Here is a 21,958-nt window from a genome sequence, read left to right as displayed (position 1 = left end):
AATTACAGCGCTGTGCCGAAGAACACGACATGCCAGCAGCGGCGCACGATTAAAAATCGCCGACATAAATCGAAAAATCCGAACCTGGAACGGGCCATCGCCACTGACGCTGTCTGCTACGCCATACCGCGACGCTGTCCGAAAACGGCCGATACGAATAGCCCTCGATCGGTTGCTCGTCAGCGCAATCACACTGACGGCCGCGCCGCTCACCGCCGCTGCGCGCTCGCCATGCCTTAATGCGCGCAGTGCATCGCAAGCGGGGTTTTCCCGTTGAAAGGGTGAGTTGCCGCACAGACCGCTGCACGGGCCGCGGTCACAATCTTACCGGTTGACCGTTCTACCCCGGCCCGGTCAACCGTTTCCCCGCTCGCTCGCGCAGGAGCGGGGCTTTTTGCCCGCCTGGCGCATGCACGCCGCGCCGGCGGAACGGGACAGGCGTTCGGCACCCGGCGTCCCGCGCCGCGGCATCCGGTCGCCTGATCCGGACGAATCGCTTTCCTCGTGCCTGAGCGATCGCTTGGGCCCATCGCCGGTTTCGGCCGGCGATGCCTTGGTCCCGGCGGCGTGCCGTCGCGCTGCCGGGATGCTTTTTGTACCGAGCCCGTCAAGGTCCGCGCGCAGTCCGCGCGCGGTCCGCGCGTCGGCCGGATCAGCCGGCCTGTTCGACGCTGGTTTCCCAACCGTCATAATCGCCGCCGAGCGTACGCACCTCGGCATTGATCTCGAGCGTATGGCGGGTGATGTCCGCGAGCGCCGTCGTGCCTTCGTGCGCGAATCGCACGGCCGACTTGCCGTCCTCGGTCGGCGCGACCGACTCGACGAGATAGCCTTTCGACTCGGCCCAGTCAGCGAACTGATGCGCATCGCTCGGTTCCGCGAAATACGCCCAGTGCATCACCCGCCGGCTCACGTCGCTCACGTCGCCTTTCTGGCGCAGCGCTTCCAGCACGCGCATGTCGCGCATCAGTTGCCAGTCGTCGTCGGTCGGGTAGAGCGTACGCCAGTAGGTTTCCTTGTCCGGATCGTCCTGATACGCATATTGAAGCGCGTAGGTCGTCCGTTCGGCCAGCGAGTCGACGATTGCGGCCGCCGCTTCTTCGTCGAACGGCACATAGAACAGGAAATCCTGATTGCCGTCGACCGTGATGCGGCCGACCTGCACGCCGTTTTGCGCGGCCACGGCGGCGTCCAGCAGATCTTCGATCTGCGTGAGACCGGCGAACTCGTCGCTGCTCGGCAGTCCCTCGGGAGTCGGATCGGCAAGCGCGACGCGCACGCTGAGCAGCGCCGTGCGCGGGTCGCTTTCCGCGATCTCCGCGAAGCCGTGATTGAAGCTGATGAAAGCCTGATGGTCGCCCATTCTGGCCGGGAAGGTTCCCCAGGCGTCGGTCATGTGTTTCTCCCGTGCACGATTGTCTGTTGACGGTTGCAAAGCGTCCCAATGTATCATCGAAAATCACGTCGGCCGAAGCGCGACGGGCGATCGCGCGTCGCATCCGGCCGTGGCGACGGACTTCGCTGCCCGTCGCGCCGTCGCCGGCTTCCGTCTCGTCCGGCGTTCGCGTGGCCGCTACCTTGTCGAAGGAGATTCCCGATGTCGATGTTCGCGGTAAATGGTGTCCGAATCGATGTGTTGAGCGCACGCGTCACGCACGTGCGCTGGGCGGCCGTCGATCCGGCGGACCGGTCGTGGGCAGCAACGCCGAGCGAGGCGGCGGTCGCGGAAGTGGCGCGCGCGCTTGCGTCCGGCAGCGAGGTGCGCGCCGTGTTCGACGAAACGGATGGAACGGCGGTCGGACCGAGGCTCAAGCGCGTGCTGTATCGCGACGCGTCGGAAGGAATCGAACTCGACATCGATGCAACGAACGAGTCGCGCACGTTGCGCGATCTTCCGCAGATCTGAGCGGCGACTGACGCAGGCGTCCGCGAGCCGATCAAGAACCCGATTTCCTAGCGAGCACGAAGCCATGTCCCGATCCATCATCGCCGCGTTGGCCGCCGCCCCCTGTCTGATGCTCGCGGCCTGCCAGACCGAACCGGTGCAGCCGTCGCCCGAGACCGCATCGACAGCGGTTCCGGCATCGTCGCCCGCGACGCCCATTCGCGGAATCGCGTTCGCACCGCACCTCGCGGGGCAGAGTCACTGGACCGTCCATCACTGCGCGTCCGACGGCACGGCCAAGGCATGCGATTGACGGAGCGGCCGAAGCGACCAGCGATGCAAGCCCGCTGAACGATTCCGGCCGGCAGGTCGATCCGGTCACGGGAACAGTGGCCGGCGTGCCGCATTCCCGATAGTCCTGCAGGCGGGAGACGCGCGCAGCGGTAGACGTGAGGGCACGTTTGACCGGTGCAGGCCGCGCCGCTCAAAACATGCCGCCGGCACCTCGGCATGTTGAATGAGCTCATTGGCCGAACGGACTGGTTCCACGCATCGTCGGTGTCCCGGCGAGCCCGTCGAGAACGAACAAAAAATTTTGGCTCACGTGTCGATTTCCGTCGATCCCGTTCGTCGTAGCGTCGGGGGCGTGCGCAGCGCGCATCCGTCCCGTTTTCCGACACGACAACCGACTGAAGGAGCGACACCCATGGCCACGACCGTCAACCCGATCCCGGAAGGGATGCGCACGCTGACGCCACACCTGATCTGCGCCGGCGCCACCGCCGCCATCGAGTTCTACAAGCGCGCATTCAACGCGACCGAACGGTTTCGCCTGCCGACGCCCGACGGCAAGCTCGCGCACGCGTGCCTCGCAATCGGCGATTCGACGCTGATGCTCGTCGACGAAATGCCCGAGCACGGCGCGCTCGGCCCGAAAACGCTGAAAGGCACGCCGGTCTGCCTGCACCTGTTCGTGCCGGATACCGATGCGGCGATCGCACAGGCAGTCGCGGCGGGCGCGACGGTCCGGGTGCCGGCCGCGGACATGTTCTGGGGAGACCGCTATGGACAGGTCGAGGATCCGTTCGGCCATCGCTGGTCGATCGCGACCCGCCAGCGCGACCTGACTCCCGAACAGATCGCGGAAGCGATGGCGAGCGCGCCGCCGTGCGGAAGCTGAGCGGACCGCGCCAACCCGGTTGAAGGCGACCCGCTGCGGGCGACCGGCTGCGGGCGACCGGCGTTGGGCGACGAGCGGGCATGGCTGCGTGTGTCGTCCGGTGCGGCAAGCGGCCGGCCCGCGTAGACGCGGATGCCGGGCTGGGCGGTGACGAGCGGATTGTCGCGGAAGCGATCATCGTTGCGTGCATCCGGGATCGCCTTCGTATCGTTCGCGAGCAGCGCATGCGAGCAGAACGATACGTCGCGGGGAGTCTGCGCGGCATCGAGCCCGGGGTGGCCCTTGAACTATTGGCGATTCTCGTCGACGAGGCTCACGAGCGCGCAATCTATCGCGCATTCTGACCGGTGCCGACATGGCCGGGAGCGGACGCATCGTGCTTCGCGCTGGCATGAATCGGATGTCCGGCGCCTCAAGGCGCCTGCCGCGATGCCGTAAACAGGATGAGATCAATCGCTCATCTATCACACCATGGTTCGACTCTTGTACGCGGGGTATCTCGCGTTTGCGCTGTACTTGCTGTACCCGATGGTCCAGAACACGCTGAATTTCAGCACGGACTGCGTACTCGGTGCGCTGCCGGGCGGCGTCCGCGAACTGCCGAAGCCCGCGACGAGCGATGCGCATGCACACGCGCGCAGCTGTGTCGCGGTCGCGCAAATCTCGGAGCGATCGACCAATATCCGCTAATCCGGCTGCTTGCCGCGACGATGTCACGCCCGGCGGACAGGCCGTTCGGCCAGGTTGATTGGCGCCCGGTGCGCGGCGATCATTGACGACATCCTGCGGCGAAGGCGGGCAACGGCCAACGGCGGGCGTCGCAAACGGCGCTCGCGTGCGCGCGATGCGTCAGTAGGACGACCGGTACGGCGTGCCCTGATCGAAGCGGCTCTGCCAATGCGTGAGGTAGCGCGACGCGAGCTGCGGGTTGTTCCACACTACGACGACGTTTTCCGAATTGCGGCTGGCGGCCGAAGCGCTGTAGTTGAACGAGCCCGTCTCGACGTGTTCGGCATCGATCACGAGATACTTGTCGTGGTGGATCGCATAGGCGTCGATCGTGCGCGTCGGAATGCCCGCATTGACGAGCAGGTTCAGTGCCTGCTTGCTGTTCTTCGCGCGATTGCCCTTGTCGTCCACGACGACCGCGACATTCACGCCGCGCCGCTTCGCAGCCAGCAGCGCACGCGTGACGGGCGGTGACGTGAACGAGTACGCGGCGACGCGAATCGAGCTGCGCGCGGCGCCGATCGCCTTGAGCACGAGTGCCTCGGCACCGCCGTCGGGCGAGAACGCCGATTCGACGACCTGCGTGGCCGGCGCTTCGTGGGTCGGGGCCGGTAATAGCTGCGCGATGAAATCGATCGCCTGTTGCAGCAGCGATTCGTTGTGCGTCTTGCCGACGGCGGCGAACGGTGTGGCGAGCAGGGAAGCGGCGAGGCAGGCGGCGGCGAGGCGTTTGCGCGACAACATCTTGGACAGCGAATGATTTTGAGACAGCGGGCCGTGAGTGTAACGCAGACACGGCGGCGCAGCCACGCCTTCATGCGAATGCGCGGCACGGTAGCGCAGGCAGCGCGAACGAGCCGGCTATGTGGGCCATGTTGCGTGTGATTTGCATTCGACGGATAGGGCGCGCCGGTGACGGGGCTCGGCAGCGAGCGCGTGTGGGCGCGCGCTTGGGTGTATCGCCGCGGCGTCACGACGCGCGCGCTCGATCGCACGGGTTCAGCGCAGTATGGTGGGCCGGTTCGGACGATGCAGCGAGCGCCGTGCGTCAACACGAATGTGTCGGCACGCTTGAATACGTGCGGCTTGCGCCGCACGCATGACGCCCGAGCCGGGATGATCGGCACGACGCACGTTTGCCGCGCCGAGCGTCAGGTATCGAGCGGCCCGGCAGTCTCGCATGCGACCCACCCGGGCCCGCGCTCGGGCTGCACGTCGTGCGCGTCGAGCGGCTCGCCGCACGCGGAGCACACCGCGACCGCATGCATCAACTGCCCGCAATTGCGATGGCGTAATTGCATCGGCGGCCCTTGGCCGTCGTCTTTCCAGCGGTCGCCCCACGCCATCAGCGCGAGCAGGGCCGGGTAGAGGTCGAGACCTTTTTCCGTCAACCGGTATTCGAAGCGCGGCGGGCGCTCCTGATATGCGCGCTTGACCAGCACGCCTTCATCGACCAGCCGCGACAACCGTTCGGCCAGCACGTGGCGGGTGAGACCCAACTGCGTCTGGAACGCGTCGAAGCGGCGGCAGCCGAGAAATGCGTTGCGCAGGATCAGCATGGTCCAGCGATCGCCGAGCACGGCGAGCGTGCGCGCGACCGAACAGTTCAGCGTGCCGATGTCATCCCATTTCATGATCGAGTCTCGTGCGGCGGTTCAGTAACGGAGCGGGTTCGATTATAGAACCCGCCTTCGGTTGCAACGGCTGCACGGTGCGTTGACAAGCCCGGCGCGGTTGTCAATAATGAGTTCCAATTTAGAACTTACTCGCGCGGCGACGCGCTTTCAATCAGGAGACAACCCGATGAATCCGCTTTCCCTGTCCGGTCTCGAACTGTTGCGTGCAGCGGTGGCGGGCGACGCGCCGCTCGCGTCGATTTCGGAAACGATCCCGATGCGGCCGCTGGGCGTCGAGCTCGGTTACGTGAAGATGTCCGCGCGCGCGGACGGGCGGCATCTGAATCCGCTGGGCGGCGTGCACGGCGGGTTCGCCGCGACGGTGCTCGATTCGGTCACCGGCTGCGCGGTACATTCGATGCTGGACGCGGGTGTCGGCTATGGCACGGTCGACCTGCACGTGAAGATGCTGCGCCCCGTGCCGCGCGACGTCGACTTGATCGCGGAAGGGCGCGTGATTCACCTGTCGCGTTCGCTCGGCGTCGCGGAAGGCACGTTGAAGACGCCGGACGACAAGATCGTCGCGCATGCGTCGGCGACGTGCTTCATTCAACGGCCGCAGTAACGGCGCGGGCGCGGTTGAAGCGCTGCGCGCCGTCGCGGTATGCAGCGCAGCCGACACGCGTACGGACCCGGCGGTCACGCGCATGGGCGAGCGCTGCCGGCGCGTCGAAGGCCGCCTGTAAGCGTGTGCGCTGCCCTCTGAAGCGCTCGCTCCGATGTGTTAGCTTTCCTGCTTTCCACTGACGCGACAGGAACAGCATGGAATACCGCACACTCGGCGATTCGGGCATCGAAGTCAGCCTGATCGGTCTCGGCACGATGACGTGGGGCGAGCAGAATTCGGAGCGCGACGCGCACGAGCAGATCGATTACGCGCTCGGGCAGGGCGTCACGCTGATCGATGCCGCGGAGATGTACCCGGTGCCGCCGAAGCCTGATACCCAGGGCCGCACGGAGCAGTACATCGGCACGTGGCTCGCGCAGCATCGCGCGCAGCGCGGCCGGATCGTGCTCGCGACGAAGATCGCGGGCCCGGCACGGCAACCGCACAATCCGCGCCATATTCGCGGCGAAGGCAACCAGTTCGATCGCAAGAACCTGACGGAGGCGCTCGACGGCAGCCTCAAGCGCCTGCAGACCGACTATGTCGACCTGTACCAGCTGCACTGGCCCGATCGCAGCACGACGACGTTCGGGCGCACCGCGTATCCGTGGGTCGACGATACATACACGGTGCCGATCGAGGAAACGCTGGGCGTGCTCGCGGAATTCGTGAAGGCCGGCAAGATTCGCGCGATCGGCGTGTCGAACGAAACGCCGTGGGGCGTCGCGCAATTCCTGCGCGCGGCCGAGAAGCTCGGGCTGCCGCGCATCGCGAGCATCCAGAATCCGTACAGCCTGCTCAACCGCACGTTCGAAAACGGCCTGTCCGAGTTCACGCATCGCGACGGGGTCGGATTGCTCGCGTATTCGCCGCTCGCATTCGGCTGGCTGACGGGCAAGTACGAGAACGGTGCGCGTCCGGCCGGCGCGCGCATCACGCTGTTCGAACGTTTCCAGCGCTACAGCAAGCCGCAGGCCGTGGCAGCGACGTCGCGTTACGTGGCGCTCGCGCAACGTCACGGGCTGTCGCCCGCGCAGCTCGCGCTCGCGTTCGTCAACAGCCGGCCGTTCGTGCGCAGCAACCTGATCGGCGCGACGTCGCTCGAGCAACTGAAGGAGAACATCGGCAGCATCGACGTGAAGCTGTCCGACGAGATCCTTGCCGAGATCGACGCGCTGCACGAACTGCAGCCGAATCCGGCGCCGTGAACGGCGAGCGGCCTGCGCGGCATGAATGCTGCGGCGGGCCGCTCGCGGCGCGCCGGACGCGCATCGCTGCGCGCCCGCGTCTTTCGTCGTCGCGAACGGGCGAACAGCCAACAGGCCGATACGCGGCTCGCGCCGTCACCGCATCCCAAGCCGCGTGCGCGCAACCATCAGCGCAGCGAGACTCAGCACCGCGCAGCCGATCAGGTACAGCGCCGGCGACAACCGGTTTCCGGTCGCGCTGATCAGCCACGTGATGATGAACGGCGCGAAGCCGCCGAACAGCGTGACGCCCGTGTTGTAGCTGACCGCGAGCCCGGTCGCGCGGGTCTGCGCCGGAAACAGCTCGGCCATCAGCGCCGGCAGCGCGCCGCAGTATGTCGCCTTCAACAGGCCGATCCAGATCAGCGCGGCGAGCATCGTCGCAAACGATGCGCGATGCGTGAGCCACGCGAACGTCGGCGACACGGTCGCGAGCATCAGCACGGCGGCGGCCGCCATCACGCGAATCCGGCCCGTGCGGTCCGACAGATGGCCGACGAGCGGCGTGACGAGCGTCAGCACGAAGCCGGTCGCGAGCGTCGCCGCGAAGCCGGTCGACGCCGGCAGCCCGAGCTGCTTGATCGCGTACGTCGGCATGTACAGCACCATGTAGTTGATCGCGGTCGAAATCACCAGCACGCCGATCGACAGCAGCACGCGCATCTTCTGGTCCGCGAACAGCTCGCGCACCGGTGCTTCGGAGCGCGCCTGCGTCTTGAACTCGATGCCTTCGTCGACGTAGCGGCGGATGTACAGCCCGACCGGGCCGATCGCGAGCCCGAACAGGAACGGCACGCGCCAGCCCCAGCTTTCCAGTTGCGCGGTGCTCAGCGTCGACGTCAGCAGCGCACCGAAGCCGGACGCGAGCAGCGTCGCGAGCCCCTGGCTCGCGAACTGCCAGCTCGACATGAAGCCGCGCCGCTGCGGCGCATGTTCGACGAGGAACGCGGTCGAGCTCGCGAATTCGCCGCCGGCGGAAAAGCCCTGCATCAGCCGCGACAGCATGATCCCGAGCGGCGCGAGAATGCCGATCGATGCATAGGTCGGCATCAGCGCGATCAGCAGCGTGCCGGCCATCATCATCCCGATCGACAGCAGCAGCGACGCCTTGCGCCCCGCGCGGTCCGCGTACGCGCCGAGCACGAAGCCGCCGATCGGCCGGATCAGGTACGACAGCCCGAACGTGCCGAGCGTGAGCAGCAGCGACGTCGCTTCGCTCGTCGCGGGAAAGAACAGCTTCGCGATCGTCACCGCGAAAAAGCCGTAGACGATCAGGTCGAACCATTCGAGCGCGTTGCCGATCGACGCGGCGAAGATGATGCGCCGGATCTTCGCGGCGCTGGGGCGGGCGGCGTCCTGCGCCGTCAGGGTGGTCGTATTCATCGTGTGGGGAGATCCCGGGTAAGGAGCGAACGCGTTACAGAACGGCACCGGCCGCGGCGGGCGCCGCGCGGCGAACGGACGGCGGCGCATCGCCGAGATCCCAGAAGAGGCCGGCCATCATCTGCAGCCCCTCGCGCACGACGCTCGCGAGCAGATGCTCGTCGGGTGCGTGCTGCGAGCACGCCGGGTACGAGTGCGGCACCCACAGCGTCGGCAGCCCGAGCGTGTCGGCGAATACTTCGTTCGGCAGCGTGCCGCCGAGGTTGGGCAGGATCGCCGGCTTCTTGCCCGTCGTGCGCGCAAGCGATGCGACGGCCCAGCGCACCCACGGATCGTCCGGCGGCAGGCGCGTGGCCGGTGCGCCGCGTTCGACGTCGATCTCGACGTCGGCGAAGCCGTGCGCATCGAGATGCGTGCGCAGGTGCGTCTGCAGCGCCTCCCAGTCGGTGCCGACGACGAAGCGCAGTTGGCAGTGCGCATACGCGACGGGTGGAATCGCGTTGACCGGATGCTCGGGATTGCCGGCCTTGAACGCGAGGATCTCGAGCGCGTTCCAGCCGAACACGCGCTCGGCGGCGCTAAGGCCCGGCTCGCCCCAGTCCGCATCGAGCGCGGGGTCGCCCGGGCCGCCGCCGACGGACAGGTCGGCAAGCGCGGCGCGCACGGCGGCCGGGATCGGCGGCGGGCGCAGCCCCGCGACGCGGATCGCGCCACGCGCATCGACCAGGCTCGCGAGCGCGTTCGCGAGCACGGTCGCCGGATTGCGCAGCAGCCCGCCCCAGTTGCCGGAGTGATGACCGCCGTCGCGTGCGCGCAGGCTCAGCTTGAAGTTGACCGAACCGCGCGAGCCGAGGAACACCGTCGGGCGTTCCGCGTTCACGCGCGGGCCGTCGGACGCGATCAGCACGTCGGCCGCGAGCGCATCGCGCTCCCGGCGGCACAGTGCGTCGAGGCCCGGCGAGCCCGTTTCCTCGCCCATCTCGATCAGCAGTTTCGCGTTGAAGCCAAGCCGGCCGCCGCGCGCGTCGAGCACGCTCGCGAGCGCGGCGAGGTTGATCGTGTGCTGGCCCTTGTTGTCGGCGCTGCCGCGGCCGTACCAGCGATCGCCGTCGACGGTCAGCGTCCACGGCGACAGCGGCTTGCGCCATTGCGCGTCGTAGCCGCGCACGACGTCGCCGTGGCCGTAGATCAGCACGGTCGGCAGCGCGTCGTCCTCGTGGCGGGACGCCAGCAGGAACGGGCCGCCGCCGTCGACGGGGTTGTCGGCGATGCGCGACGTGAAACCGAGGCGTGCGACCTCCGGCGCGATCTCGTCGGCCAGATACGCGCGCAGCGCGGCGCCCGCGCCGCTGTCCTGACTTTCGGTGCGCAGACCGACGCGGCGGCTCAGGGTCGTGAAGAACGCACCCGATTCGAACTGGTTCAGCGCGTGCTGGATGGCGGCGGTACGGCTCAAGACGGTTCTCCTCTGTCGGTTTGCGGGCTCGGGGGCGGCGCGCAGGGCCAAGGTTGCGAACGATTCTAGAAAGCCGTTTTTTTTGTCACAATGATCGAATTTCGAACTTTTCGTTGCCGAAAAGGCAAAGCGGAGCGGCCCGATCGGCGGCCGCGGAGACACGACGATGGCGGCTTTCCTGCATGGTCTTGCGCTGCGGTACTTCGTCGAGGTGGCGCGCACCGGGTCGATCAGCGATGCGTCCGCGCGGTTGCACGTGGCCGTGTCGGCGATCAGCCGGCAGATCGCGAAGCTCGAGAGCGAGCTCGGCGCGCCGCTGTTCGAGCGGCGGCCGCGCGGGATGGCGCTGTCGGAGGCCGGCGAACGGCTGCTCGGTTTCGCGCAACGCAGCCTGCTGGAGGCCGAGCATGTGATGAAGGAGATCGGCGGCCTGGAGGCGCTGCACGGCAGCCTGCTGAAGATCGCATGCTCGGAAGGGTTCGCGATCGATTTCCTGCCGGGTGCGCTCGCGAGCTTCAAGGCGCGCCACCCGGGCGTCGATTTTTCGGTGTGGGTCGTGTCGCCCGCGGAGGCGACGCGGCGCGTGCGCGACGGCGACGCCGACATCGCGCTGACGTTCAGCCTCGCGCCGGAGCAGGGCGTGCGCGTCGAACACGCGGAGCGCGCGCCGATCTTCGCGCTGGTGCGGCACGATCATCCGCTCGCGGCGCGCGATGCGGTGTCGCTCGCCGATGTCGCCACCCACCCGCACGCGCTGCCGGAAGCCGGCACGACCGTGCGCCAGCTGATCGACATCGCGTGCGTGCTCGACGGCCTCATGCTCGAGCCGGAACTGACGAGCAACAACACCGCGGTGATGTACCGGTACGCGCAGCGTACGGGCGCGGTGATGTTCACCGGCCTCTTGTCGGTGCGCGACCGCATCGACGCGGACGGATTCGTCGTCGTGCCCGTCACGAACCCGCAGCTGCGCGAACGCAGCATCCAGGTGCAGACGATGGCGGGGCGCGATCTGCCCGCATCGGTGCGCGCGTTTCGCGACCATCTGGTCGACGCGATGCGCGCCGCGTCGGCGCCGCCGGTCGCCGCGCGCGGTCCGAGGCGCCCGGGCGTGAGATAATCGCGAATCCGCCTTCCGTGCCCGTGCGGCTCGCCGAGCCGCATCGCCCCTGTTCGACACCGAATTGAAGAATCTGATTGTCACCCTCGATCGCGCCGGCGAGTTCGACGAGATCATCGACGTGCGTACGCCGCTCGAGTTCGCCGAGGACCATATTCCCGGCGCGCTGAACGCGCCCGTCCTCAGCAACGAGGAGCGCGTGATCGTCGGCACGATGTACCGGCAGGTGTCGCCGTACGAGGCGACACGCGTCGGCGCGGCGATGGTCGCGCGCAACATCGCGCGCCATCTCGACACCACGTTTGCCGACCGTCCGCGCAACTGGCGGCCGCTGATCTACTGCTGGCGCGGCGGCAAGCGTTCCGGCTCGATGACGACCTGGTTCAACCTGATCGGCTGGCACGCGCGCCAGCTCGAAGGCGGTTACAAGGCGTACCGGCGCGCGGTGTGCGCGACGCTCGACACGCTGCCGACGCGCTTTCGCTACATCGCGCTCGTCGGCCATACGGGCTGCGGCAAAACGCGGCTGCTGAACGCGCTGCGCGACGAGGGCGCGCAGACGCTCGATCTCGAGGCGCTCGCGTGCCATCGCGGCTCGCTGCTCGGCGCGCTGCCGGGCGTGCCGCAGCCGACGCAGAAGGCGTTCGATTCGGGCCTGGTGAAGGCGCTCGAACGTTTCGACCCCGCGTGGCCGGTGTTCGTCGAATCGGAAAGCCGCAAGATCGGGCTCATCCAGTTGCCGCTCGCGCTGCTGGACGCGTTCCGCACGGGGCCGTGGGTGCAGGTCGACGCCGCGCACGACGACCGCATCGCATTCCTGCTCGACGACTACGCGCATCTGTTCGACGAGCCGGCCGCGTTCAAGGCGCAGCTCGACCGTCTGATCGGCCTGCATAGCCGGGAAGAGGTCGCTCGCTGGAGCGCGATGATCGACGCGAACGCCCGCGCCGAACTGTTCAGCACGCTGATCGACAAGCATTACGATCCTGCGTACGCGCGCACGAATCGTTCGTCGTACGGCAACCCGAACCGTGCGCTCACGTTCACGTTCCGGCCGAATGCAGCCGACGCGCGCGAGCAGGCGCGCGCGCTGCTCGACGCACTCGCGCAGGCCGGGCTGCCGGCGGCACCGGTTGCTGACGCGAATGCCGGATCCGACACCGACAAAAACCAATCGACCACCACACGATGACGACTACACGCACCCAACCCAATCCGGCGCTCGGCTGGATGACGTTCCTGCTGATCGCGGTCGCGGGACTTTTCTACGTGAAATGGTTCCCGTACTACAACAAGGCATTCGTCGCCGCCGAGCATCATTCGATCGGCCAGTCGATCCTGATGGGCACGTCGGCCAGCGCGCCCGAACCGTCGCTGAAGGCGGCGCTCGACTATGCATGGGCATACGGCAAGGCAATCTGGCAGGCGATGGTGCTCGGCCTGTTGCTGGGCTCGGCCGTGCAGGCGCTGCTGCCCGCGCACTGGGTCGCGCGCGTGCTCGGCCGTACCGGCTTCGGCAGCGTGGCGGCGGGCGGCCTGCTGTCGCTGCCGGGCATGATGTGCACATGCTGCGCGGCGCCGGTCGTGGCGGGGCTGCGCGCGCGGCAAGCGTCGCCGGGCGGCGCGGTCGCGTTCTGGCTCGGCAACACGGTGCTGAATCCGGCCGCGCTGGTGTTCATGGGTTTCGTGCTCGGCTGGCACTGGAGCGCGTTGCGGCTGGTGCTCGGCATTGCGATGGTGTTCGGGATCGGCTATCTGCTGAACCGTATCGCGCGCCCCGAAGACCGCAGCATCGACGATGCGCAGCTCGCCGCGCTGGCGGCCGAGCAGGCTGCCGCGGGCAATCCGTTCGTGCGCTGGATCAAGCTGCTCGCGCGGATGGCCGTGCGGCTCGTGCCCGAATACATCGTGCTCGTGCTGCTGCTCGGCGCGGCGCGCGCGTGGCTGTTTCCGCATATCGGCCCGGACATCGGCAACCAGCTCGGCTGGATCGTCGCTTTCGCGGTCGCGGGCACGTTGTTCGTGATTCCGACGGCCGGCGAGGTGCCGATCATCCAGGCGATGCTGTCGCTCGGCATGGGCGTCGGCCCGGCCGCCGCGCTGCTGCTGACGCTGCCGCCGATCAGCGTGCCGTCGCTCGCGATGCTCGCGCGTTCGTTCAAGCCGTACATGCTGGCGATCGTCGCGGGACTCGTCGTGATATTCGGGATCGCGAGCGGGTTGCTCGCGATCGCGTTCGGGTTCTGAGCGGCGCACGCAGCGGGGCGGTGAGCGGGCGACGCGGCCGGGCGGCTCCGGTTCGCACCGCTGATCGGCCCGCGGGGCACGATAGGCGCGGTTGACGGCGACTGAACCGGCATGACGGCCGCTGCGCCGCGCGCGGCTCGAATGTGCCGCGCAACCGTCGTATTCATCCGGCGCCGCCGCTTCGAGCGTGCGGCGCCCTTTACAAGAAGCAAACAGGAAAACGCATGACCCAACCGAAGATTCATCCTCGACTCGAAAAGGCGCTGACGCGCGGCGATCTCGCGATCCGCCAGGCCAATTCCGCGCGGGCGACTGCCGTGCTGAACGCGCTCGGCACGATGATCATCGAAGCGTCGGCCACGATCGGTGTCGAGGCGAGCATCGACATTCCGCAGGGCGACCGCATTTACGATCCGGTGAACGGCCTGTGGCCGCAGAAGATGCTGGTATCGTTCGACGGTCCGGTCGCCGAAGCCGATCCGGAAGAGCTGCGGGCGGTCTATCTCGTCGCCGACGATCCGGGTACGCAGTTCCGCGTCGAATGGCATCGCGCGGACGGCAAGCTCGGCCGCCACGAAGGCGGGCCGCTTGCGACCGTCGCGTTCCTGACCGACGTCGAGATTCCGTGGAGCGACGACGACGAATGACGTCGTCACGATTTCGTCGTATCGGGCCGGCGGCGCACGCGCCGGCCGTCAGCGCATCATGCGCCGCCGGAACAGCCACGCGGACACCACGAAGCCGCCGACCGCATAGCCGGCGAGCACCGCGACATGCATTCCGACGTCGGCCGCCGGCCGGCCGAGCATCGCGGGCCGGATCAGTTCGACCGCATTCGCGAGCGGCAGCGCGTGCGCCGCGTGCTGCGCGATCGGCGGCAACTGCGTGATCGGGAAGAACACGCCCGACAGCAGCAGCATCGGCGTCAGCACGAGCGTCTGATAGAACATGAAGAAGTCGTAGGACGGTGCGAGCGCGGTGACGATCATCGCGGTGCTCGCGAACGCGAGGCCGGCGAGCGCGATCACGGGCAGCGCCGCGAGCATCGACGGAAGCCGCGCGTAGCCGAGCAGGCCGGCGACCAGCATGATCGCGACGCCCGACAACAGCGCCTTGCTCGCTCCCCACACGATCTCTCCGAGCACGATGTCGCCGAGCGCGAGCGGCGTGTGCATGATTGCTTCCCAGGTCCGCTGCACGTGCATCCGCGAGAAACCCGAGTACATCGACTCGAAGCTCGCGGACATCATCACGCTCGACCCGACCGTGCCGGCCGCGAGGAACGCGATGTACGACACGCCGTCGACGTGGCCGAGCATCAGCCCGAGCCCGAACCCCAGCCCGAACAGGTAGATCATCGGATCGGCGAGATTGCCGAACATCGACGCGAGCGCGAGCTTGCGCCACACGAGGTAATTGCGTCGCCACACCGCGATCCAGTTGGTCGCATTCGCGGGCAGCGCGATCGCGAAACGCGATTCGCGCGGCGGTGCGGACGACGCGGCAGTGGAATAGTTGCGTACGTCCATGATCGATCAGTCCTGCATGTCGCGGCCCGTGAGCCGCAGGAACACGTCTTCAAGATTGGCCGGACGATGCAGATAGCGCAAGCCCGTGCGACCCTTGAGCCGCGCGCTGAGCGGCTCGGGGTCCGTCACGTAGCAGAACAGCGTCTCGCCGCTGATTTCGGTGCGCTTCGCGAACGGCGACAGTTCGTCGCGCAGCGTGCCCGGGTCCGGTCCGTAGATCTCGATCACGTCGCATCCAATCTCCGATTCGATCAGCGCGTGCGGCGCGCCTTCGGCGATCTTGCGGCCTTCCTCGATCACGCACAGCCGGTCGCACAGCCGTTCGGCTTCCTCCATGAAATGCGTGGTGATCAGGATCGTCTTGCCGCGCGCGAGCAGCGAGCGCAACCGTTCCCACATCAGATGCCGCGCCTGCGGGTCGAGGCCCGTCGTCGGCTCGTCCAGCACGAGCACGTCCGGGTCGTTGACGAGTGCGCGTGCGAGCGTCAGCCGCCGCTTCATCCCGCCCGACAGCTCGCCGACCTTCGCATCGGCCTTGTTTTCCAGCTTCGCGAACTCGAGCAGCGGCTGCACGAGCGCGCGTGCAGCCGGCGCCGACATCCCGAAATAGCGGCTGAACACGAGCAGGTTTTCGCGGACCGTGAAATCGGGATCGAGGTTGTCGAACTGCGGGACGACGCCGACGCGCCGGCGCGCATGCCGCGCACGCGACGGAACCGGTTCGCCGCACAGCGAAATCGCGCCGGCATCGGGGTACGCGAGACCCAGCAGCATCTTCAGCGTCGTGGTCTTGCCGGCGCCGTTCGGCCCGAGCAGGCCGTAGCATTCGCCGGCCTGCACGTGGAAGGACAGGTCGTCGACGACGAGCTTGTCGCCATAGCGCTTTTCGACGTTCCGGAAATCGATCGGTGCAACGGACATGGGCGGGTTTGTCGTTGTAAGCGGACGCGGGTGCATGTCGCGGCCGGCCAGGTCGGCATGCCGGTGTGCGAACGGATCGGGCGGATGCTTGTCACATGGACATGACCGAAGCGAGCGCGCGTCGATGGCACGAACGGGCCATTCTAGTGCATCGGCTGCGTCCCTTCAGCGCATGCCCGTGCGGCACGGGGCATGCGCGCACCGATCGTGCACCGCATCATCGCCGACGCGCCACGCGTGGCGAATCAGCGTTTTCCATCCCTTGCGCCCGGAATTGCGGCGCACCATGATGAGTGCATAGCGCACGTAGTCGCGATAGGGAGGTTTCATGGCTAGCTACAACAAGATTCTGCTGTGCTACGACGGGACGCTCGAAGGGCGCAAGGCATTGCGGTGCGGCGCCAATCTCGCGCTGGACCTGAAGGCGGAAACGCATTTGCTGTCGGTCGTCGACATGCGCTCGAGCATCGCGCAAAGCGCAGGGCTGCTGACCGACGTCGCATGCGGCCGCTTCGAGGAAACCGCGCGAGAGATCCTGCAGGAAGGCGTGAACTGGCTGCGCGAGCGTGGCGTTCAGGCCGAGGGGCATTTCGCGTTCGGCTATCCGATCGACGAAATCGCGAATCTCGCGACGGAGATCAACGCCGATCTCGTCGTCGTCGGCCACCGATGCCGCAGCGGGTTGTCGAGATGGTGGATGGGCTCGGGCAACACGCAGCTACTCGACCGCGTGAACTGCAGCATTCTGGTTGCGTGCTCGTCGGCGGAAGAGCAAAAGGCCGAGATCGCGCGCGAGCGCGAAGCGGCAACCGCGAGCGGCAAATAACGCGGCAACCGATGCCGTGATCGCGTGACCGGCTGCGGTGTTCCGCAATCACGCCGGTCGCGCGCTGTGCCGCGTCAGCGGCATTCATTCCTGTGCGGCACGCTCACGCGTGCAGGTCGATCGCGGACAGCTTCCACGAAAACAGCCCGAAGCGGCGGAAGATCGCCGCATAGCGCGTGCCGTCGGCGCTGCGCTGGTAGGTCACGACGAATTCATCAATATTCCGGTAGCCGGCACTCGTTTGCTCCGGATGGCCTGCGTCACCGGCGCTGGCCGGCGCGGGTGCTGCCGCCGATGCGGCCGGCGCAGCGGTATTGCCAGGGGCGCTCGCGGCAGCGCCCGGACCGGCGGGCGGTGTTGCCGGTGTCGCCGGTGCGTTGCCCGGCGTGGCGCCGGACGGAGGCTCCGACCACTCGGGCGGCCGTTCGCCCGGATTGCCGCGCGGCGGAAGCCCGCTCATCAGCGCCGCTACACCTTCCGGCGTCGCATACGCATCGACCAGCGGGCCGATCAATGCAGACCCGATCAGCGCGCCGATTACCGCGAACGGGTTGTCCTTCTTCACCGCATCGATCCGGCGCATCAATTCTTCCGTGACCTGCTGCTTCAGACTGATACGCAGCGACGGGAAATCGACATATTCACTGACTGCTTGCGCATCGCGCGCATCGACCGCCGATTTCAGACGGCCGAGTGCGACATACGGCGATGCGTATGCGTAACCGATCGCCGCCAGGATGACGACGGCCAGCACGACGATCAGCAGGGGCTTGAGCCGCAACGTGCGGCCCGACGTTCCAGTCACGATACCTCCGGTGCGGACGGCTTCCGCAATCAGAGACCGCCGTGCGTGGCCGATCGTTCCTCGGCGATGCAGCGATCGATCATCCGGCACACGGCATCGATCGTGCCCACCATGATCAGGCGCGAGCGGCCATGATAGACGCGCACGGGCGCACGGCGCGCCGGTTCCGCGTGATTGAGGCCGGCGTTCAGCGACACCCGCGCGAATGCGGGGAGCGCCGACGGCAGCAGCGACGCCTGCCGTTCAACTGCGACTTCTTGGCTCACGACGGGCGCCGCGGCGGACAGCGGCGCGCAGGGCGTGCGGCCGCGCAGGTGACGCAGGCGGCCGAATTGACGGAAAGGCAGCAAACGGGAAAGGCGTTCCATGGTGTTCTCCTCAGCGAGACCGATTGTCAGAGTTCGCCCGAGCGGATCAGCCCGACGGCGATGCCTTCCAGCGCGAATTCCGCGCTGCCGGCCTTGACGAAGATGTTTTCGTAATCCGGGTTCTCCGCGATCAGCTCGAGGCCGCCGGGGCGGCGCATCAGGCGCTTGACCGTGACGTCGTCGCCCAGACGCGCAACGATGATCTGGCCGTCCTTCGCTTCGGTGCGCTTCTGCACCGCGAGGAGGTCGCCATCGAGAATGCCGGCGTCGCGCATCGACAGCCCGCGCACCTTCAGCAGATAGTCGGGCTTGCTCGTGAAGAGCGCGGGATCGCACGCATAGTGCTGCGAGATGTGTTCCTGCGCGAGGATCGGGCTACCTGCCGCGACCCGGCCGACGAGCGGCAGCGACAACTGCATCAGGCCGGCATGCGGCAGTGTGAACTGGTGCGGGACGTCGTCGACGCCGAGCAGGCGGATGCCGCGCGACGCGCCGGCCGCGAGCTCGATCACGCCCTTGCGCGCGAGCGCACGCAGATGCTCCTCGGCTGCGTTCGGAGAACTGAAGCCGAGCTCGGCCGCGATCTCGGCGCGCGTGGGCGGGAAACCGGAGCGCTCGATCGCGCGGCGGATCAAGTCGAACACTTGCTGCTGACGGGCGGTGAGTTTGGTCATGGCTGAACTGTATGGATAGACAGTGAGCTGTATTTTTATACAGTACTTCGCGAATTTCAAGTGTTACTTGAGGTTCGACGCGATCGCGCCGATTCCGGCGTCATTTTGCGACGCCCGGACAGCGGTTCGTCTGCCGCAACCGTCCGTCCCGTCTGCGTTAGCACTTTTGAGTATTAAAAAATGAGGAAGGATTATTTTTAATCATGTAACCCGTTCGATAGACTGGCCCGACATCGCAATACCGACAACACTGGAGAACCAAGGATGGCGAAGCGCAATACGGGGCTGGTGGGCGGAGTGGGCCGCCTGATCGCAACACTCGCGCTGGGCGCGGCGGCGGCGCTCGGCGTCGCGACGCACGCGCAGGCGGATACGACGTTCCTGAACGTGTCGTACGACCCGACGCGCGAGCTGTACCAGGATTTCAACCAGGCGTTCGGCAAGGAGTGGAAGGCGAAGACGGGCGAGACGGTGAACTTCAAGCAGTCGCACGGCGGCTCGGGCGCGCAGGCGCGCTCGGTGCTCGACGGCTTGCAGGCCGACGTCGTCACGCTGGCGCTCGCGTACGACATCGATGCGATCGCCAACAAGGGCCTCATCAACAAGGACTGGCAGAAGCGCCTGCCGGACAACGCGTCGCCGTACACGTCGACGATCGTGTTCCTGGTGCGCAAGGGCAACCCGAAGGGGATCAAGGACTGGGACGACCTGACCAAGCCGGGCATCTCGATCGTCACGCCGAACCCGAAGACGTCGGGTGGCGCGCGCTGGAACTACCTGGCCGCATGGGCGTACGCGGTGCACAAGCCGGGCGGCAACGAGCAGAGCGCGAAGGAATTCGTGACGAAGCTGTACAAGAACGCCGGCGTGCTCGATTCGGGCGCGCGCGGCGCGACGACGAGCTTCGTTCAGCGCGGGCTCGGCGACGTGCTGATCGCATGGGAAAACGAGGCGTTCCTGTCGATCAAGGAATTCGGCACCGACAAGTTCGAGATCGTCGTGCCGTCGGTCAGCATCCTGGCCGAGCCGCCCGTCGCGGTGGTCGACAAGGTGGTCGACAAGAAGGGCACGCGCAAGCTGGCCGAGGCCTATCTGAATTTCCTGTACAGCCCGCAGGGCCAGGAGATCGCGGCGCGCAACTACTACCGGCCGCGTTCGAAGAACGTGCCGGCCGAGCTGACGAAGCAGTTTCCGAAGCTGAAGCTGTACACGGTCGACGACACGTTCGGCGGCTGGACGAATGCGCAGAAGACGCATTTCGCGGACGGCGGCGTGTTCGATTCGATTTACAAGCCGCAGTAACGCACGCAGTTACACCATAACGACAGCGGCGCGCCACGATAGCGCGCCGCATCCCCGGCGGGCCGCCGGCGCGAGAGCACGCTCCGCGCCGGCGTTTGCGTCGGGCCCGTGAGCAGCAACGACCCAGCAAGAGCATCCGATGACGACGTACACCTTTCGCAAGCCAAGCGCGCTGCCCGGTTTCGGCGTGACGCTCGGCATCACGGTGGCCTATTTGAGCCTCGTGGTGCTGATCCCGCTCGCCGCCACGTTCCTGAAAACCGCGACGCTGTCGTGGGACCAGTTCGTCACTGCCGTCACGTCGCCGCGCGTGCTCGCGTCGTACCGGCTGACGTTCTCGGCCGCGCTCGGCGGCGCAGTGATCAATGCCGTGTTCGGCTTTCTCGTCGCGTGGGTGCTCGTGCGCTACACGTTCCCGCTCAAGCGCCTCGTCGACGCGATCGTCGACCTGCCGTTCGCGCTGCCGACGTCGGTCGCAGGCATCTCGCTCGCCGCCGTCTATGCGTCCAACGGCTGGGTCGGCCAGTATCTCGCGCCGTTCGGGATCAAGATCGCGTTCACGCCGGTCGGCGTGCTGGTCGCGCTGACCTTCATCGGGCTGCCGTTCGTCGTGCGCACGGTGCAGCCGGTGCTCGAGGATTTCGAGCGCGAACAGGAAGAGGCCGCCGCATGCCTCGGCGCGTCGCGCTGGCTCACGTTCCGCCGCGTCGTGCTGCCGTCGGTGCTGCCGGCGCTGCTGACCGGCTTCGCGCTCGCGTTCGCGCGTGCGCTCGGCGAATACGGATCGGTGATCTTCATCGCCGGCAACGTGCCGATGAAATCCGAGATCACGTCGCTGCTGATCATCACGAAGCTCGAGCAGTACGACTACGCGGGCGCGACCGCACTGGCGGTCGTGATGCTGGTCGTGTCGTTCCTGATGCTGCTGCTGATCAACACGCTGCAGTGGTATCTGCAGCGCCGGACGAGCAAGGGTGCAAGCGGCCCCGCGCCTGCGGCCGTCACCGCTGCCGCTGCCGCTGCCGCTGCCGCGTCCGCCGCCGGAGGCCAGCAATGAGCCAGGAGTCCACCGCCGTGCTGAACAATCCGTCCGCCGCGCGTGCGCGCGCCGCGAAACAGCTCGACCCCGTCAGCGAGCCGCGCGCGGTGCGCTGGCTGCTGATCGGCATCGCGCTGGCGTTCCTCGCGTTCTTTCTCGTCGTGCCGCTCGCCGCGGTGTTCTTCGAGGCGCTGCGCAAGGGCGTCGGCTTCTATCTCGAATCGCTCGCCGATCCGGACGCGTGGTCGGCGATCAAGCTGACGCTGACCGTCGCCGTGATCGCGGTGCCGCTGAACCTCGTGTTCGGCGTGTGCGCGTCGTGGGCGATCGCGAAGTTCGAATTCCGCGGCAAGGCGCTGCTGACCACGCTGATCGATCTGCCGTTCTCGGTTTCGCCGGTGATCTCGGGCCTCGTCTACGTGCTGCTGTTCGGCGCGCAGGGCTGGCTCGGCCCGTGGCTGCAGGATCACGACGTGCAGATCATCTTCGCGGTGCCCGGCATCGTGCTCGCGACGATCTTCGTCACGTTCCCGTTCGTCGCGCGCGAGCTGATCCCGCTGATGCAGGCGCAGGGCACCGACGAGGAAGAGGCCGCGCGCGTGCTCGGCGCGTCGGGCTGGCAGATCTTCCGGCGCGTGACGCTGCCGAACGTGAAGTGGGGGCTGCTGTACGGCGTGATCCTGTGCAACGCGCGCGCGATGGGCGAGTTCGGCGCGGTGTCGGTCGTGTCCGGCCACATCCGCGGCGTAACCGACACGATGCCGCTGCACGTCGAGATTCTGTACAACGAATACAACTTCGCGGCGGCGTTCGCGGTGGCGTCGGTGCTGGCGCTGCTCGCGCTCGTCACGCTCGCGCTGAAGCTGCTCGCCGAGCGTCATCTCGCCGCCGAACTGGCCGGCGCACGCGATGACGTTCCCGCTCATGCCGGCCCCGCCGCCATTTCGTCGAAATCGTAAAGAGG

General features: G+C 67.3%; 25 protein-coding genes and 1 pseudogene. 14 read left to right on the top strand and 12 right to left on the bottom strand.

The window, feature by feature from the left end:
• Positions 1–652 precede the first annotated feature (652 nt).
• Positions 653–1,396 carry a DUF695 domain-containing protein gene (locus BSE24067_RS07410; RefSeq protein WP_151063555.1) on the bottom strand — a complete coding sequence of 248 codons (744 nt, stop codon included), beginning with the start codon at positions 1,394–1,396 and terminating at the stop codon, positions 653–655.
• A 201-nt stretch (positions 1,397–1,597) separates the two neighbouring features.
• On the opposite strand from BSE24067_RS07410, the gene BSE24067_RS07405 reads away from it, so the two are divergent.
• The 3 genes from BSE24067_RS07405 (at position 1,598) to BSE24067_RS07395 (ending at position 3,065) form a co-directional block, all read left to right on the top strand.
• On the top strand, positions 1,598–1,906 hold the full coding sequence (locus BSE24067_RS07405; RefSeq protein ID WP_151063554.1) for a phosphatidylserine/phosphatidylglycerophosphate/cardiolipin synthase: 309 nt from the start codon (positions 1,598–1,600) through the stop codon (positions 1,904–1,906).
• Positions 1,907–1,970: 64 nt separating this feature from the next.
• On the top strand, positions 1,971–2,198 hold the full coding sequence (locus BSE24067_RS07400; protein ID WP_151063553.1) for a hypothetical protein: 228 nt from the start codon (positions 1,971–1,973) through the stop codon (positions 2,196–2,198).
• A 393-nt stretch (positions 2,199–2,591) separates the two neighbouring features.
• Complete coding sequence (locus BSE24067_RS07395; protein WP_151063552.1) at positions 2,592–3,065, top strand: VOC family protein; 474 nt, start codon at positions 2,592–2,594, stop codon at positions 3,063–3,065.
• A gap of 95 nt (positions 3,066–3,160) precedes the next feature.
• Here BSE24067_RS07395 and BSE24067_RS32405 read toward each other — a convergent pair.
• Positions 3,161–3,397, bottom strand: a pseudogene (locus BSE24067_RS32405) (GGDEF domain-containing protein); the annotation flags it as partial.
• 139 nt (positions 3,398–3,536) lie between these two features.
• Here BSE24067_RS32405 and BSE24067_RS07385 point away from each other — a divergent pair.
• Positions 3,537–3,755 carry a hypothetical protein gene (locus tag BSE24067_RS07385; RefSeq protein ID WP_151063551.1) on the top strand — a complete coding sequence of 73 codons (219 nt, stop codon included), beginning with the start codon at positions 3,537–3,539 and terminating at the stop codon, positions 3,753–3,755.
• Positions 3,756–3,914: 159 nt separating this feature from the next.
• Here BSE24067_RS07385 and BSE24067_RS07380 read toward each other — a convergent pair whose 3' ends face one another.
• Both BSE24067_RS07380 and BSE24067_RS07375 read right to left on the bottom strand, forming a co-directional pair.
• Positions 3,915–4,538, bottom strand: coding sequence for a phospholipase D family nuclease (locus BSE24067_RS07380; RefSeq protein ID WP_151063550.1), 624 nt, complete (start codon positions 4,536–4,538; stop codon positions 3,915–3,917).
• A gap of 407 nt (positions 4,539–4,945) precedes the next feature.
• Positions 4,946–5,428 carry a winged helix-turn-helix transcriptional regulator gene (locus BSE24067_RS07375; RefSeq protein WP_151063549.1) on the bottom strand — a complete coding sequence of 161 codons (483 nt, stop codon included), beginning with the start codon at positions 5,426–5,428 and terminating at the stop codon, positions 4,946–4,948.
• Positions 5,429–5,597: 169 nt separating this feature from the next.
• Here BSE24067_RS07375 and BSE24067_RS07370 point away from each other — a divergent pair, with 169 nt between their 5' ends.
• Both BSE24067_RS07370 and BSE24067_RS07365 read left to right on the top strand, forming a co-directional pair.
• Positions 5,598–6,035 (top strand): PaaI family thioesterase, encoded by a 438-nt coding sequence (locus tag BSE24067_RS07370; protein WP_151063548.1) that lies wholly within the window; start codon positions 5,598–5,600, stop codon positions 6,033–6,035.
• 197 nt (positions 6,036–6,232) lie between these two features.
• Positions 6,233–7,285, top strand: coding sequence for an NADP(H)-dependent aldo-keto reductase (locus BSE24067_RS07365; RefSeq protein ID WP_151063547.1), 1,053 nt, complete (start codon positions 6,233–6,235; stop codon positions 7,283–7,285).
• A 135-nt stretch (positions 7,286–7,420) separates the two neighbouring features.
• On the opposite strand, the gene BSE24067_RS07360 is transcribed toward BSE24067_RS07365, so the two are convergent.
• Positions 7,421–8,707: an MFS transporter gene (locus tag BSE24067_RS07360; RefSeq protein WP_151063546.1), complete on the bottom strand. Its 1,287-nt coding sequence runs from the start codon at positions 8,705–8,707 to the stop codon at positions 7,421–7,423.
• A 34-nt stretch (positions 8,708–8,741) separates the two neighbouring features.
• On the bottom strand, positions 8,742–10,163 hold the full coding sequence (locus BSE24067_RS07355; protein ID WP_151063545.1) for a M20 family metallopeptidase: 1,422 nt from the start codon (positions 10,161–10,163) through the stop codon (positions 8,742–8,744).
• A 166-nt stretch (positions 10,164–10,329) separates the two neighbouring features.
• On the opposite strand from BSE24067_RS07355, the gene BSE24067_RS07350 reads away from it, so the two are divergent.
• From BSE24067_RS07350 to BSE24067_RS07335, 4 genes are all read left to right on the top strand, one after another.
• The gene (locus tag BSE24067_RS07350) at positions 10,330–11,283 is read left to right on the top strand and encodes a LysR substrate-binding domain-containing protein (protein WP_151063544.1); all 954 of its coding nucleotides are present in this window, start codon (positions 10,330–10,332) and stop codon (positions 11,281–11,283) included.
• 64 nt (positions 11,284–11,347) lie between these two features.
• Positions 11,348–12,475: a tRNA 2-selenouridine(34) synthase MnmH gene (gene mnmH / locus BSE24067_RS07345; RefSeq protein WP_151063543.1), complete on the top strand. Its 1,128-nt coding sequence runs from the start codon at positions 11,348–11,350 to the stop codon at positions 12,473–12,475.
• Entirely contained in the window at positions 12,472–13,530 is a 1,059-nt protein-coding gene (locus BSE24067_RS07340) for a permease (protein WP_151063542.1), read from the top strand. The genes mnmH and BSE24067_RS07340 overlap by 4 nt, the downstream gene beginning before the upstream one ends.
• A gap of 224 nt (positions 13,531–13,754) precedes the next feature.
• Positions 13,755–14,177 carry a hypothetical protein gene (locus BSE24067_RS07335; protein WP_170297434.1) on the top strand — a complete coding sequence of 141 codons (423 nt, stop codon included), beginning with the start codon at positions 13,755–13,757 and terminating at the stop codon, positions 14,175–14,177.
• Positions 14,178–14,225: 48 nt separating this feature from the next.
• Here the strand turns inward: BSE24067_RS07335 and BSE24067_RS07330 are convergent, their stop codons facing one another.
• From BSE24067_RS07330 to BSE24067_RS07320, 3 genes are all read right to left on the bottom strand, one after another.
• Positions 14,226–15,059, bottom strand: coding sequence for an ABC transporter permease (locus BSE24067_RS07330; protein ID WP_151063541.1), 834 nt, complete (start codon positions 15,057–15,059; stop codon positions 14,226–14,228).
• 6 nt (positions 15,060–15,065) lie between these two features.
• A complete protein-coding gene (gene nodI, locus BSE24067_RS07325) occupies positions 15,066–15,980 on the bottom strand; it encodes a nodulation factor ABC transporter ATP-binding protein NodI (RefSeq protein WP_151063540.1) in 915 nt (304 codons plus the stop codon).
• 165 nt (positions 15,981–16,145) lie between these two features.
• Positions 16,146–16,310, bottom strand: coding sequence for a hypothetical protein (locus BSE24067_RS07320; protein WP_170297432.1), 165 nt, complete (start codon positions 16,308–16,310; stop codon positions 16,146–16,148).
• Here BSE24067_RS07320 and BSE24067_RS07315 point away from each other — a divergent pair.
• Positions 16,309–16,806: a universal stress protein gene (locus tag BSE24067_RS07315; protein WP_151063539.1), complete on the top strand. Its 498-nt coding sequence runs from the start codon at positions 16,309–16,311 to the stop codon at positions 16,804–16,806. The two genes, BSE24067_RS07320 and BSE24067_RS07315, sit on opposite strands and share 2 nt — an antisense overlap.
• 103 nt (positions 16,807–16,909) lie before the next feature.
• On the opposite strand, the gene BSE24067_RS07310 is transcribed toward BSE24067_RS07315, so the two are convergent.
• From BSE24067_RS07310 to lexA, 3 genes are read right to left on the bottom strand one after another with little or no spacing between them, the layout of a single operon-like run.
• Entirely contained in the window at positions 16,910–17,611 is a 702-nt protein-coding gene (locus BSE24067_RS07310; RefSeq protein WP_151063538.1) for a DUF2939 domain-containing protein, read from the bottom strand.
• Between the two features lie 29 nt (positions 17,612–17,640).
• The gene (locus BSE24067_RS07305; protein WP_040144136.1) at positions 17,641–17,979 is read right to left on the bottom strand and encodes a hypothetical protein; all 339 of its coding nucleotides are present in this window, start codon (positions 17,977–17,979) and stop codon (positions 17,641–17,643) included.
• A gap of 26 nt (positions 17,980–18,005) precedes the next feature.
• On the bottom strand, positions 18,006–18,653 hold the full coding sequence (gene lexA, locus BSE24067_RS07300; protein ID WP_151063537.1) for a transcriptional repressor LexA: 648 nt from the start codon (positions 18,651–18,653) through the stop codon (positions 18,006–18,008).
• A 264-nt stretch (positions 18,654–18,917) separates the two neighbouring features.
• On the opposite strand from lexA, the gene BSE24067_RS07295 reads away from it, so the two are divergent.
• The 3 genes from BSE24067_RS07295 to cysW all read left to right on the top strand — a co-directional run bounded on the left by BSE24067_RS07295 (position 18,918) and on the right by cysW (position 21,953).
• Positions 18,918–19,955 (top strand): sulfate ABC transporter substrate-binding protein, encoded by a 1,038-nt coding sequence (locus BSE24067_RS07295; RefSeq protein WP_151063536.1) that lies wholly within the window; start codon positions 18,918–18,920, stop codon positions 19,953–19,955.
• Between the two features lie 139 nt (positions 19,956–20,094).
• Positions 20,095–21,012 carry a sulfate ABC transporter permease subunit CysT gene (gene cysT / locus BSE24067_RS07290; RefSeq protein ID WP_151063535.1) on the top strand — a complete coding sequence of 306 codons (918 nt, stop codon included), beginning with the start codon at positions 20,095–20,097 and terminating at the stop codon, positions 21,010–21,012.
• Positions 21,009–21,953 carry a sulfate ABC transporter permease subunit CysW gene (gene cysW, locus BSE24067_RS07285; RefSeq protein ID WP_151063534.1) on the top strand — a complete coding sequence of 315 codons (945 nt, stop codon included), beginning with the start codon at positions 21,009–21,011 and terminating at the stop codon, positions 21,951–21,953. The genes cysT and cysW overlap by 4 nt, the downstream gene beginning before the upstream one ends.
• Positions 21,954–21,958: the final 5 nt, after the last annotated feature.

Source organism: Burkholderia latens (assembly GCF_902499045.1).
Taxonomy (GTDB): domain Bacteria; phylum Pseudomonadota; class Gammaproteobacteria; order Burkholderiales; family Burkholderiaceae; genus Burkholderia; species Burkholderia latens.
The sequence above is the reverse complement of the archived record's forward strand: the minus strand, read 5'-3'. Positions and strand labels throughout refer to the sequence as shown.